Source organism: Puniceibacterium antarcticum (assembly GCF_002760615.1).
GTDB classification, from domain to species: domain Bacteria; phylum Pseudomonadota; class Alphaproteobacteria; order Rhodobacterales; family Rhodobacteraceae; genus Puniceibacterium; species Puniceibacterium antarcticum.
The window spans coordinates 1-13114 of the sequence record NZ_AWWI01000178.1; the positions used below are offsets into that span (position 1 = coordinate 1).

General features: G+C 57.4%; 14 protein-coding genes. 4 read left to right on the plus strand and 10 right to left on the minus strand.

All coding sequences use genetic code 11. The annotated features are described in order from the left end of the window. Both P775_RS24795 and P775_RS24800 read right to left on the minus strand, forming a co-directional pair. A partial coding sequence (locus P775_RS24795) for an ArdC-like ssDNA-binding domain-containing protein (RefSeq protein WP_143520997.1) occupies window positions 1-544 on the minus strand: 544 nt, incomplete at its 3' end. Between the two features lie 40 nt (window positions 545-584). Then, complete coding sequence (locus P775_RS24800; protein ID WP_180287573.1) at window positions 585-1055, minus strand: hypothetical protein; 471 nt, start codon at window positions 1053-1055, stop codon at window positions 585-587. 353 nt (window positions 1056-1408) lie between these two features. On the opposite strand from P775_RS24800, the gene P775_RS24805 reads away from it, so the two are divergent. Further along, window positions 1409-1702, plus strand: coding sequence for a hypothetical protein (locus tag P775_RS24805; RefSeq protein ID WP_050525478.1), 294 nt, complete (start codon window positions 1409-1411; stop codon window positions 1700-1702). Window positions 1703-1730: 28 nt separating this feature from the next. On the opposite strand, the gene P775_RS24810 is transcribed toward P775_RS24805, so the two are convergent. The 8 genes from P775_RS24810 to P775_RS24845 form a co-directional block, all read right to left on the minus strand. Continuing rightward, the gene (locus tag P775_RS24810) at window positions 1731-2147 is read right to left on the minus strand and encodes a hypothetical protein (protein WP_245875854.1); all 417 of its coding nucleotides are present in this window, start codon (window positions 2145-2147) and stop codon (window positions 1731-1733) included. Continuing rightward, complete coding sequence (locus tag P775_RS24815) at window positions 2140-2394, minus strand: type II toxin-antitoxin system prevent-host-death family antitoxin (RefSeq protein WP_245875855.1); 255 nt, start codon at window positions 2392-2394, stop codon at window positions 2140-2142. The genes P775_RS24810 and P775_RS24815 overlap by 8 nt, the downstream gene beginning before the upstream one ends. Window positions 2395-2471: 77 nt before the next feature. After that, entirely contained in the window at window positions 2472-2684 is a 213-nt protein-coding gene (locus P775_RS29265; RefSeq protein WP_180287574.1) for a hypothetical protein, read from the minus strand. Between the two features lie 413 nt (window positions 2685-3097). Next, window positions 3098-4147, minus strand: coding sequence for a helix-turn-helix domain-containing protein (locus tag P775_RS24825; RefSeq protein WP_099913508.1), 1050 nt, complete (start codon window positions 4145-4147; stop codon window positions 3098-3100). Window positions 4148-4302: 155 nt separating this feature from the next. Beyond that, the gene (gene repB, locus P775_RS24830) at window positions 4303-5373 is read right to left on the minus strand and encodes a plasmid partitioning protein RepB (RefSeq protein WP_099913502.1); all 1071 of its coding nucleotides are present in this window, start codon (window positions 5371-5373) and stop codon (window positions 4303-4305) included. Further along, window positions 5373-6560 (minus strand): plasmid partitioning protein RepA, encoded by a 1188-nt coding sequence (gene repA / locus P775_RS24835; RefSeq protein WP_099828095.1) that lies wholly within the window; start codon window positions 6558-6560, stop codon window positions 5373-5375. The genes repB and repA overlap by 1 nt, the downstream gene beginning before the upstream one ends. A 282-nt stretch (window positions 6561-6842) precedes the next feature. Then, a complete protein-coding gene (locus tag P775_RS24840) occupies window positions 6843-7724 on the minus strand; it encodes a recombinase family protein (RefSeq protein WP_099913503.1) in 882 nt (293 codons plus the stop codon). 417 nt (window positions 7725-8141) lie between these two features. Beyond that, window positions 8142-9299: a tyrosine-type recombinase/integrase gene (locus tag P775_RS24845; RefSeq protein ID WP_245875856.1), complete on the minus strand. Its 1158-nt coding sequence runs from the start codon at window positions 9297-9299 to the stop codon at window positions 8142-8144. A 101-nt stretch (window positions 9300-9400) separates the two neighbouring features. Between P775_RS24845 and P775_RS24850 the strand changes: the two genes are divergently transcribed. The 3 genes from P775_RS24850 (at window position 9401) to P775_RS24860 (ending at window position 13040) form a co-directional block, all read left to right on the plus strand. Further along, on the plus strand, window positions 9401-11044 hold the full coding sequence (locus tag P775_RS24850) for a Mu transposase C-terminal domain-containing protein (protein WP_099913505.1): 1644 nt from the start codon (window positions 9401-9403) through the stop codon (window positions 11042-11044). Continuing rightward, window positions 11035-11976, plus strand: coding sequence for a TniB family NTP-binding protein (locus P775_RS24855; RefSeq protein WP_009804176.1), 942 nt, complete (start codon window positions 11035-11037; stop codon window positions 11974-11976). The genes P775_RS24850 and P775_RS24855 overlap by 10 nt, the downstream gene beginning before the upstream one ends. A 62-nt stretch (window positions 11977-12038) precedes the next feature. Further along, complete coding sequence (locus P775_RS24860) at window positions 12039-13040, plus strand: TniQ family protein (protein WP_231886317.1); 1002 nt, start codon at window positions 12039-12041, stop codon at window positions 13038-13040. Window positions 13041-13114 lie beyond the last annotated feature (74 nt).

Consider the following 13114-nt stretch of genomic DNA (forward strand, 5'->3'; position numbering starts at 1 on the left):
ACGCCTCCGTGCCCGTGAAGACGGTTGTGATGTCGATGGCATCGAAAAACGCCTGCATGTGAGGGATGGGCTCGGACGGCGGATGTTCGGGCGCTGGCTCCGGGTCGGGGAAGAAGCTTTCGGGCAGGCCCTCGATCTGGCAGGCATTGAACACGCGGTAGGATTTCTGAAAGCGAAAGATGCAGGCTTCCTCGGAGCGATCATCGCTGTCGCTGCGATCGTCTTCGCCGTCAGCGTCTTTCCGGCTTTGGCCGTAATAAACGACGACAGAGGACTTCTCGCCCTTGCGGACCTTTGCATCCAACGCATTGGCCTGCGGCAACGTCATCCAGAAGGGAGAGCTGTGGCCCGCCATCACGGTCCGCATCGTCAGCAGAAAGTTGTTGACCCCTTGGTAGGGTTCACCGCCCACGCGTAGGGGACGAGAGCTGCTACCTGCGGTCCAGGGCTTGCGCCACGGCAGGACGCCGCGCTCGATGATGCGGATGATTTCGTTTGTGATGACCTCGGAGGCATCGAATTTGGGCGTGCGGGATCGGGCCATGGCTGGCCTCCTTTCGAGTTTTGGTGAGAGGAAATGGTGATCAGGCTGACTGATGGGACCGCGGATCGTTTGCGATCCGCGCGCCGAGCGCTTCGACCCTGTCGATGTAGGTGGTCAGCGAGACGGACCAGCCAGGACCGCAAGGTTCAGGGTCGATCGATCCGTCGCGCGTCACGCGCGGGAAGTTGGCGAAGGCGATGACATCGGTGACGGGTCGGATATCGATGAACGGGGTCCCTCGTGCGACCGCAAGAGTGGCCAATGGAAAGCGCTCGATCGGCGCGAGGGTGGACACGGTGGTCCAACCAAGATGGATGAATGTCCCGCCCTCTCCGCAGATCACATGCGCGTTTGGCAAAGTCGCCGCCTGCTTCAGATAGCCGAGGTCACGCAGTACGGTCTCGCGCTCGAGCCGTTGTGCCTGCCCCGTCTGGCCGGTTCGGCGTAGTTCCTTGTGTCGCCACCACGAGGCAGCGGTCGCGCGCAACACGCGCAAGACGCCTGTTTGCATGGGAGTGTCCTTCATCGGCAAACACAGACCGGAACCCGGCCCGGACCCATCCGAGGGACCCCAAAGGCCCTCATCCGTCAGTCACAAAACCCGAAGAACACTTTCACTCTTTGGGGAGCTGATGCCGGAGAATGTTAAATGAAAAGCTCATAAGAGCCTAGGATCCAGCACTTTCCGGTATCAAAACCCAATGAGGAACAGGGTCAGGCCCGGACACCCTCTTTCGGGCACCGCAAAGGCCTGACCTTCCCCGGCCCTCCTCTTCCTCTCAAACCCCATGATTTCCGCAGGTGGCTTGATTTTGTTCCTGTTATGTTCTATCCTGAAAGCCCAGCTAAGAAGGGAGTTCCCCGATGGAAAGCACCACTTACGCCCTGCCCGCGACGCCAAAGCAGATTGCCTATGCGCGCGCACTGGCACTGCGCAACCAGACGCTTCTGCCGTGGGAGGTTCAGCAAGATCGGCGCTCCTTGAGCGCCTGGATCGACGCACAAGCCAAGATGAACCCGGGTGCGCAGGACAGCCGCCCGACATCAAAGCAGGTCGCCTTCGCCGAACGCCTCGCCCGGATAAAGCGCCGCGCCGTGCCGGACGAATGTTTCCGCGACAAGGGGCTGATGTCGAAGTGGATCGACGGGAACAAGTGAAGCTGGGCAGACCCTGCGGTGATCGAGATTACTTCAGCCGATCAACAACCGATGCCCCGCCCGATCTGGCAAGCGCGATCAGGCTGGACTGGATCTTGGATGTGAAGACGGAACTGAAGGTGCCGATGGGTGTGCGGTCCTCCCAGACATAGGACCGCTCCAGAATATCGGTGTTGATCTCGTCCAGCATGACCCATTTGCGAACATGGGTTTCCAACCCCACGCGCTGCGACTCGATCTGTGGCACCTCGATGAACTTGCGCGAGGGCAAGGGCGGCTGCGTGGTGATCGGCAGGATGAACACCACGGTCTCGCTATCGGACCTGGCGACAGTGACGGCGATACAAACAGGCCGCGTCTTGCGGCCCTCGGTCTCACCGGCCATCTGTTCGCGTTTCCACAAGAACGGATAGCGGAAAACCTCTCCAGCATTCGGCTTAGTCATCAGACTGCGTCAAATCCCGCTCGAGCCCTTCTATCATCAGCGCCTTGAGATCCTCGGGCATCTCGTCAACCATATGAGCCTGCTGCGTAGCCCCCCGGGTGAGTTGCTGATACTGATCCATGCTCATCAGCACGAATTTAGGCTTGCGGTGCTTGGTGATCGCAATCGGCGACCGAATGGCCGCGTCGAACAGGTCACTGGTGTGCCGCGTCAGGTCGGCCGCCTTGAACTCGGGAAGCTCTTGCATGATCTGGGTCTCCATTCGTGCAGAATATACATACATTCTGGATATTCTGCAAGAGATGGGTTGAGCCCTCCCATGCGTCATCCGAACCGCCGCCTTCCTTCCGTGAAGGTGTATTCATTGGCGATGATGCCGTCCTCGATGGACTCGTCCGAGGTCAGGTGGTCGTAGCCGCGATAGACTGCCAGCGCGCCGTAGCGATCGAGCGTGACGAACGCCCCTGCCCGTCCGATTTCTTTCGGATTGAAGGCTATCGGCCGGATCTCGAACTTTTGGATCTCTGCTTCCAACACGCCAAGCTGCGTATCGATCTTGGGGGGAGCTCATCTTGTCTAGTGTACTCTTTTTCCAAGGCCTGATACTCGGAGAGTAGTTTGGTATGGGTCGCTTCTTCATCCGTCACCAGCCAATCGAGCAGAATTGTGCCACCCTCAGCGTTATAAGCATTAACACAGACAAAGACGGCGGTAAGGTTGGCCACCTGGGCCGAGGCGTCTGTGAACATCTAGCAAACCTGGAATGGCTTCTTGTTCCATGATAAGTTGATCACTTCCCAGACCTGCACCTGACGCGGGTGATCTGGGTTAACCTTCAAACCAACATTCTTCTTCTTGATGATCGTATGGTTTGAAGTGTGCCGCATTTGTCTCTTGATCTTCGATGGTAAGCAGACTCAGCGGCCGGTCGAGTTTATGTGGCAAGAGCATCAGTTTCCTTGCCTCATCATAGCGTCGAGGTAGGCGTTGTTGTTTTTCACCTGTCCTGTGCTGGCTCTCAGAATTAATTCGTCGAGTGCAATAAGGAGCTGCCCTGGACCTTGTTCTCTAAGGTGTTTCAAGATCCTGCCTTGTTCTATTCTTAGCAGTTTTCCGACATCGGCCAATATTTCAAGAACTGATTGATGATCTCTTGGTTCATGCGGGAAGAAGTCCGATACGTTTTTCAGGTCCGCCCAAGCCATAATTGTTGGATCTCTGCGTTCCTGAAAACCAGATGCGCACTGCACCTCTGGTCTATCCTTTTTTATATTCAATCTTGTGGGTTCTACGTGCCGGACATTTTGTCCGTCGTCGCCGGACATTTGGTCGGGCATTGTTTCCTGAGCGTCATGGTTTCCGGCCGGAAACTCTCTGATAGTCGCTCCGACCAACTCTGCCAGCCTCTTGATAAGCTCTATGATTTCGTCGGCTTTGAGAGTTGCACGGCGTAGGATGTTTCGTACGTTCTGGAGAAATGAGACAGTCTCAACATCCTTTGCTTGGCGCAAAGCCTCGACACGAAGAGCCAGTGCCTCCGCCTTGAGAGACCGTAGCTTTTCCTGATCGCCCACAAGCTGTTCTGCGTGTTCGGTGAGCTCTCTTTCCCGATCATACATTGGCTGCAGATCGAAGCCAAAGGCATCTCTGATCAATCCACCGTAGCGAAGAGGGAACCGTTTGCGGGTTGCGCTATCCCTGCGCTGGATCAGCCCGGCATCCACGAGGTGTCCGATACACCGTCGAATCGTTCTCTCGTTCAGGCCGTTCGTTCTCTCAGACAATGATGCGTTTGAGGGAAAGACGATAGTCATTGGAGCTGTTTGTCCGGCCTTCTTCGGCATGAAGCTGATCAAGGCCTGCAGTGTTACTAGGTCATTTGGTGTCAGACCGAGTTCTTTGCGAAGCGCTCGGATCGGCTCGATGACCCTGTACGGGTTCGTACCGGGTACAGAAGAGCGTTCCGCCAAGGCGGGTGTGTGAGAAAATACCTGTCTCATGATGATATCGGCTGAAAAAGCTTCCCCGTTCACCGCGAACGGTGTTGAAAACGATTCGGCTTCGGGGTATCAATCAGGTGTCTAAGCTAATCGAGGCCCTTCGGAAGCACTGCTTTCGGGGGGTCTTTCCTTTTCTGGCCTGTCCTCCTTTCTGCTCAGTTTTCGTTATCTTCTATGTCAGGACCATCAAGATCCTGATCCCTGCCGGAGACTGGGTTACCTATGGGTTCCATTTTCTCTGGGGTAATGATCTGCCCTGGACCAGCGGCCTTCGCGTTCGCCAACGCGAGAAGAGCGGCCTCTGGATTCTCAGAGATCCACTTATGAAGCCCGTCATCTCCGTTCTTGACGGTTATGATCACGTTTCTCTTGGTGACCTTCACCATCCCGAGTTTTGTCTTGATTGCCGATGGGGCAGGGGGCTTGTGCTGTTTCAGGAGCCCTTCGAAGATCGCAAAGCGTTCGTCGGAGGTCTTGCCTGAACCTCTGGATTCCATGAGAGCATCATGGAATTCTCGGTTTCCGGCCGGAAACCCTTCATCTCCTGAGAAGCCAAGGCTCTCATAAGACTTTGCGGCAGCATACCAACGATCCCGTCCAACCCCGGGTGCCGCCCCGATCTTTTGGATGAGTTCAGTCGGAATACAGGAAGTGACTTGTTTCATGCGAGCAAGTCCCGTGAGCTTGTCACCGGCTTTCCTGGCTTTCTGATCGATGTTGAGGGCGTCACAGACCAGTCCCTCATCCTTGCCGGACTCTATGAGAGAACGTGCAAACAGGGCTTTCTCGATCCAGCTGAGGTCTTTTCGGAAGCTGTTCTCTTGGCCTTGTGCAAGAATCGCTTGATCCTCATCCAAGCCTCTGATGAGAGCCTTTGCGGGCTTGCCAATAAGTCGAAGGGCCGCTAATCGCCTACGCCCATAGATGATCCTGTACCGGCCCCTTTCGGGGCTCAGAAGTATCGGGATAAGCTGTCCCTGCTTGTCAATGCTTTCAGCCAGTTCCCTGATGTCATCTTCGTCATCCAGGGCCAGACGATCTTGGAACTCGGAATCATCAATAAGGTCGGTACTGATTTCTTGAATTGAAGATTGTGCCGCATCCTGAAGAGAACGGGCCATTCCCGAAAGGGCAGGGGCTCGTGACTGGGTTCGAGTCGGAGAAATCGACGAGCTCTGCTGCTTTTCTTCATCCTCGGGAATGTCGAATGTGACTTTGCGGGCCATTACTTACGCCCCCATGCCGTTTTGATGAGCCCTTCGACCTCCGCCACAACCCCGTTGATGGACTCGATAGCCCGATCGTACGTCTGGCGATGAAAATCCGTTCTGGCGATCTCGAACAGTGTCTGTTGCGTGAGCCCAGCGTCAGAGACTGCGGAGGATTTCAAGAAAGGCTGAGTAAGAACGTCATCCGTGAACATGGTCCGCAGGAATGCCGCCATCTGGGTTTGGGGGCCGTCATTGGGCTCGAAACGAGTGATTAGAAATCTCATGAAGTCCCAGTCGGGCGATGCGCCCACATCAGCAATTGTTGCCATGAGGCTGGATGTGAGCTGCAGGAATTGGGCCATTGAGGCGACGTCAAGCATGCTTGGAATGACAGTGACGACTAGGGATGTCGACGCTACCAAAGCCGATAGTGTGGTAAACCCGAGTTGCGGAGGGCAGTCGATAACGACAATGTCGTAGTCTGTCTCGACTTCATTAATGCAAAGGGCAAGCCGCTGATAGAACGGCGGCCTGATATTGTTTCGAAGGGCGTGTGCGGTTTCGGTCTCGAACTCAGAGAGCAACAAGCCGGCCGCGGCTAGATCGAGGTTGTGGAAATACGTTTTGCGCACAACGTCTCTAAATGGGATAGGGTCCTCGTACCGAAGGGCATCGTACACCGTTCCGGCCTCAGGGAAGTCGATTTCCGGCCGGAAACCGAACATGGTGGTCATGGAGGCTTGTGGGTCGAGATCGATTGCCAGAACTCGATAACCATCAAGGGCAAGCTTTTGGGCCAGATGGATTGCCGTTGTAGTCTTCCCAGCGCCCCCTTTGAAGTTGGCGATCGAAATGATCTGGATATGCTCCCCATCCCGACGACGAGGAACGATATGCTGGAACTTGGTGCTTGACCGGGCTATTTCGTGGCGCGCTATATCGATTTGCTCTGCAGTGTAGAACCTGCGGCCGCGGGCGTCTGTCTCGATTTCACCGAGATCGAGCTTGTCCTCGAAAAACATCTTCCGCAAAAAATCTTGGCTTACCCCGAGGATCTGGGCAACTTCCGTGGATGAGAAGCGTCTGAGAGCCTTTCGTTCATCAGGTAGAAACGACTTGCGCATATTCACATCAAGCGATTTGCTTAGACGTGTCGCCATCGTTTGGATCTTTTGATCCATTCTGATCCGCTGCTCGTTCATGCCCGTCCCGCTGCCCGTCTTCCGGGTCTATCTTGAGAAGGAACGCAAAACCGCCGGAAACTGATGGTTAGCGTTCTTCCGCAAAAATGTCAGGAAAGCGTTTGACAGGCAAGGATTTTTTCAAATGGTGGGCCGGTATCCGGTGAAATCATTTATTTACAATGACTTATCTTATTTCGCGGATCCAGCGCGTCAAGTGCTTGTGCTGCTGCCATCTCTTAAACGCAAGATGTACCCGATTCACATAGGCGGTTTTGCTTCCAAGGAACGAATCTGAGTCTCTTAAATCATTCCCAGTCTCTCGGCTCGCTCCAACAGCATCTTGACCGATGAGGGCTGCCATCGCGTTCGGCCACGGGGCGTGCGTTCGCGCATAGATTCCAGCCGTTCACAGATCGCTTGAAGCGTGATGTCGGGGTCCGCGCCCTTGATGCCGGCGACGATGGCGGGCAGACGGTCGTCGGTTTCGCGGCGCCCGGCGCGGGCCAGCACCTCAGCAGGCAGGAAGCCGTCGCGGACATAGGCCTTCACAGCGCGCAAGAGACGGCTTTGGGTCCAGCGACGCGCCTCGGGCAATGGGCCGTTGATGATGCGCACCACGTCTTCCCAGGCCAAGTCGGGTCGCAACCGGCGCACATGGGGCACCCAATCTTGTGCCGTCTCGTTCAGACGCTCCATGTAGCCGTCTTGTCGCGCCAGCCGCACTTTGCGAAGAGCAGCAGGGTCTTTGGCCCGCAGTCCAGGGTTCCCGCCGACCCGGCCCTTGGTACGGGCGCTCGCCAGCCCCGCCTTGGTACGTTCCCGGATCAGCGCCCGCTCAAACTCGGCCGCGGCGCCCAGAACCTGCAGCGTGAACTTGCCTTGCGGGGATCCGGTGTCGATCGGGTCCTGAATGGAACGAAAGAACGCACCCTTGGCCTCCAGCCGCTCGATCACCTCCAGCAGATGCGACAGGGATCGCGCGAGGCGGTCAATCCGCACGACCACCAGCGTGTCGCCCTTGCCGATGCGCTCCAACACCCGCGCAAGCACCGGCCGCGCACGATTGCCGCCCGAGGCCTGTTCTTCATGGATTTCGGCGCAGCCTGCGGATTTCAGGGCCTGCGACTGGGGCAGGGGGGTCTGATCTTCGGTCGATACGCGGGCATAACCGATCAGGGGCATCAAAACAGTCTTTTGCAGTTACATACATCGCTACTAAACGACCGTTTATAAGCGAATGCAAGGGCGCTCACTGTGGCCCTGCTCAACGGAAAGCCCTTGGTTTCCATACGCAGAGGGCGATCAGAGAGTTCTCGCAGACCATCGCGCGCGTGCTAAATAAGGTGTACAGGCGCGCTCTGATAAAACCCTTGGGTAAAATGCAAAATAGCAGTATTTTGCACATATGATGCCTAGAACCCCTTCAGCGTATAATGAATCCGACGCCCTCTCCATTGATGCTGAGGAGGTCGAACAGGCGTCTGAGGACGACCTGTGGTTGTCGCGTTTAGCTCCCGATTTCAATTGAAGCAGTAAGCTGAAACTGAAGCGCTGGAATTTCATCTTAGCGCTTCACCAACGCGTCAAGATTCCTGAGCTTCACAGCCCTGCGGCTTTGGTCAGGTTCACCCTGAACCTTTCGCGCCTGCGCTGATAGCGCCGGGTCATCTCGGCCGACGCATGGCCGAGTTGCTTTTGAACATAGCGCTCATCAACCTCTGCCGACGAGGCGAGCCCGGCGCGTAAGGAATGGCCGGAGAACATTGCCAGCCGTTTGGCTTCCGGCAGATCGGACCTGACGCCGCTTTTTAGAACGGTCGCTTTGATCAGTCGCGCGACGTGCTTATCGGAGAGGCGCGCCTCGAGGGCGCTTTTGCCATCCCGGGAGATGCGCACGAAGACCGGCCCAAAGTCGATGCTTCCGAAGTGTAGCCATTGCTCAAGCGCGTGGACGGGACAGGTCTGGTCGCTTGAGCCGCGCCCGACCTCGACCTCGCGCCACCCGGTCTTGGCGTTAAGCGTCAGCAGCGCGCCTTTGTCGAAGATCTCGAGCCAGCCGCCGGTGTCCGGTGTATCATCCTTGTGTATGTCGAGGCTGACTACCTCCGACCGGCGCAGGCCGCCTGCATAGCCCAGAAGCAAGATCGCCCGGTCTCGAAGCCCGCGGAGATCGAAAGGAAGGGTGGCCACCATGGCCTGGATGTCCTCAGGCAAGATCGCTTCCTTCTGGACCGGCGGGCGCGCATGCTTGCGTTTGATCCCGGCCAGAACGGTGGCGATGTGCCGGTCCTTGCGATCAAGAGTGAACCCGCGCTGCCTGTAGTTCCAGGCAAGCCCCGAGAGACGGCGCTCGATCGTGGAGACCGAAAGGGCAGGGGCCTTCCCGGTTGGTGCAGCCAGATCAGCCACATAAAGTCCAATCATCTCGGGCGCAGGGGGTAGAGGTTCCGTGCCTTTCAACCGGCACCAGCGGCTGAAGTGTTTCCAGTCGGCCGCATAGGCCTTGTTCGTGTTCCCGGCTGTCGAGGCCTCGGCGTAGCCACGGGCGGTGTCGATCAGCCGGTCGAGCGAGCCGGAGCCGGCCACATGAGCGGGCAGAGCGATTGAGGCTCCGTCCCGAGAGGTTCTCTCGTCGCGCTCGTCACTGTTCGGCGCGGTATTAGGTGCTGAGCTCGAAATCTCAGACTCAGACCCGTAAGAACCCGCGATTTTGGTGCTGTTATTTGTGAGACTAACCTGTCGTTCTTGTTTCATCATTGGAATCTAACCCATTGATATTATTATATTCATGTTTCTGTTTCATTCCCGGATTATAGTTTCATTATCGGACATAAGATACCTTTTTGTGGGTTTTGGCCATGGTGGATCGCTCAGACATCAACGCCGTAGATGATGCGGCATGGGAACAGGCGGTTGCGCGTGAAGGAGTGATACGAAGGCTGGCGAGCATGGCCAAACCTAATCGCCGCGAATTCCTCTCGGCCTGCCGGGAACTTGGTCTCAAACGATCCCGTCTTTACGATCTAATCAGAGCTTATAAGGCGCGGCCGATCACCAGTTCTCTCCTGACAGGCGCGCCGGGGACCCAAACGGGCAGCAGGCGGTTGCCGGCAGCGATCGAGGCCGTGATTGCAGCGGCAATTGAGGACTTCTTCAAGTCCCGTCAGAAGCCGAGCATCAATGCGTTGTACAAGGAAGTGCGCAGGCGTTGCGGTCAACAGGGCCTGCGCGCTCCGTGCTGGACCTCTGTCCGCGACCGTGTAGCCGCGATAGACCCTGCCGAATTGGTGGCGGCCCGCGAGGGGGCCAAGGCAGCCCGTAGTCGTTATCATCCTGTCGCCGGAACCTATCGGATTGAGCGGGCTTTCGAGGTTGTCCAGATCGATCACACTTTGGTGGATGTCATCGTTGTAGACCGTTCCCACCGCAAGCCCCTGCAAAGGCCTTGGGTGACGCTGGCCATCGACATTGCCAGCCGTATGGTTGCTGGGTTTTATCTGACACTGGAACCGCCATCAGCCTTGTCGGTTTCTTTGGCGGTCCAACATCTTGTGCAGCCCAAACTGGATTGGCTGGACGGTTTGGGCATTGATGCAAACTGGCCGACGTCGGGGTTACCTGAGACCATTCATGTCGATAACGCCAAGGAGTTCCGCTCAAAGGCAATGCGGCGTGGTGCTGAAGAACATGGGATTTCGCTGCAGTACCGACCGATCGGATCGCCACATTACGGCGGTCATATCGAGCGGCTGATCGGAACGATGATGGGGGCGGCACATTTGCTGCCCGGGTCGACATTTAGCAACATCAAAGACCGTGGTGACTATGACTCTGTAGCAAATTCGTCGATGACGCGGGATGAGCTGGAGCGGTGGTTTGCTCTTGAAATCACCCGTTATCATGCTGAACGGCACCGATCCTTGGGTATTCCACCGATTGCGGCTTGGCAGGAGGCCGTTCAGAGACGCGATGCGGCCTTGCGACACCCCTATGATCCAGAAGGGTTTCGGATCGACTTTCTGCCTGCTGTCGAACGTATGGTGCGCCGCGATGGTATCCACCTGTTCGGCCTAAGATACTGGGACGATGTTCTGAGTATTTGGGCTGGCAGGCAGGGGCGACAGTTGCGTGTGTCCTACGATCCACGGGACCTGTCCACCGTGTTCGTGCGGGGCCCGGATGGTCAGCGATACCCTGTGCGGTTTGCCGATCTGCGGCACCCTCCGATCACTTTGGCAGAGCATCGCCGCGCGCAGACAGTTCTGCGCCAGCGGGGTCGATCGCTAGAGGACGAAGAGCTGATTTTCGCAGTGATCGAAGAGCAGCGGGCCTTGGTTGATGCCGCATCAGGCAAAACGCGGGAAGCCAGACGATTTGCGGAACGGCGAGATCGGGCACTGGCTAACGTCGAGCCTGCCGCGATCGAAGAAAACGACCTTGAACATGCAGAATCTGGTGACATCCTCAATGTGCCCAGTTTCGAAGTGGAGGAATGGTCGTGAGCGGGGCAGGGGAGTTCGCACATCTCGATCCGAACTATCGACGGTTCGCTGCCCTTTCGGACGAAGAGCGTATTGCCTGGATCAGGGCTGACCGCTGGATCGGCTTCGATCAGGCGGGATTGGCGCTTGGACGCCTTGAAAACTTGCTTACCTATCCGCCGCGCGACCGGATGCCCTGTCTGCTGATCTATGGCGACACAGGCATGGGTAAGACCAAGATCGTGCGCAAGTTTGAACGTGATCACCCGCCAAAGTTCTGTCAGGTAACCGGCGTCGATCATCGCCCAGTGGTGGTTGCACAAGTACCCTCCGAGCCGATCGAGCGGGATCTTTACCGCGAATTGCTGTCCAGTATGGGCGCGCCGGCAATGGCCGGGGGCACATTGGCCCGCGAGAAAGATGTCTGCCGCTCGCTGCTGCGAACGGTCGGGGCGAAGATGATCATTCTCGACGAGGTGAACGGCATGCTGGCCGGGACATATAGGCAGCAGCGGATTTTCCTCAATGCCATAAGATTCCTCGCCAACGATCTGCGGATTCCCCTGGTCTGCGCAGGGACCGACCTCGCCCGCCAGGCATTGCTGACGGATGCGCAATTGGCGGAGCGGTTCGAAGCGTTTCACCTCAAGCCCTGGAAGAACGATGCCGTCTTTGCCGGACTTCTGAAAAGCCTCGGGCACATCCTGCCGCTGCGCGAGCCGTCCGATCTGACGGGCACCGCGACCAGGGCACGGGTCCATGCGCTGACCTCTGGTGTAACGGCGCGCATATTCCGTTTGATCGAGACCGCGGCGGAAGCAGCCGTTCACTCTGGCCGGGAGAGACTCGACGCCAAGAGTTTCGGAGATGATCTAGTACTGCCGCTGGTGTCGATGACGCAGAGCAATCGCCGTCGGCCGCGCCAAACCCCGCAACCCCAGGCTTCGGCATGACAGCAGCGATCCGGCTTCCCGTTGCGCCGCGCCCGTTTCGGGATGAATTGCTCTCCTCTTGGATGGTCCGGGTCGCCTCTCGCTATGGTTTGGAGGTGCCTGACATGACGGCGTATATGGCAGGGCAGAGGGATACCCTACCGTTGCTACGCCAGATTGATGACACAGCGCCTGACCCGGAACTACTAAAGATTTGGGCGCGGGGCTGCAGGATCGATCCTGCGCGCCTCGAACGCCTTTCATTGAAATTTAGGCACCACAACCGGCCGCGCGATTGGATTTCGAGTGCGAGAGGGGGAGGTGTATCCGTATGTTTTGCCTGCTTTGATGCGGATGTCGCGGTGGGGCGGGACGCCTATATTCGGGCTGATTGGAGGTTGGTTGAACGGGTTGTTTGCCCGGTTCACAAAGAGATGCTGCGGGACCGCTGCCTTGAATGCGGTGCCCACCTGCGGACTTCGTTCAGGTTGCGCACGGGTCTGCTTCGGGTGTTCTGCGCCAAATGCGAGTGTCTTCTCACAGGCAGGGGAGGGGCGCGGGCGGATCGTGCAGACACGGCATTTACAGAGGGCACTCTAACGTTTCAGCGGCAGGTCGAGCGGATCATCAATGGTGATAAGGGTCACCTGGCTCTCTTGGAGCGGACAATACGCGCGCTATGGGCACCGCTTGATCGGGCGGGTGCTGCGCGTCCTGTCTTGGCGCTTTGGTTCGATCAAGAGGGATGGAACTGTCCTTTCGAGGCCCGAGCCGCCGTAGGCGCGCCGGCCCCGCTCCAGCATCTTTCCGTACGATGGCGTGTCTTGACGCTGGTTATCCTTGGCGATCTCTTTGGAGAACGGATGGTTCCAATGGCGACAATGCCTGAGGCGGCCGCGCGGTTGTTCAGACGTGCCGCGCCGATCCCGCGGGCACCCTACGGGCGCAGGGCAGCAATCAGCAAGGGAGAGGACCCGATCGACATCGTCACAAGACGAGTCCAGCGATTGAGCAAGAGCCCAGTCCCCCGATGGAATGGAAACTTCGAGGACGAGAGGGCTGATTTTGGGCGAGTCCGGCCATGAAACTAAAGCGACAACCCATGTTTTTGAGCATATCATTTTTACGTCCGATAACGCAAGGTTATTGGACATAGAGC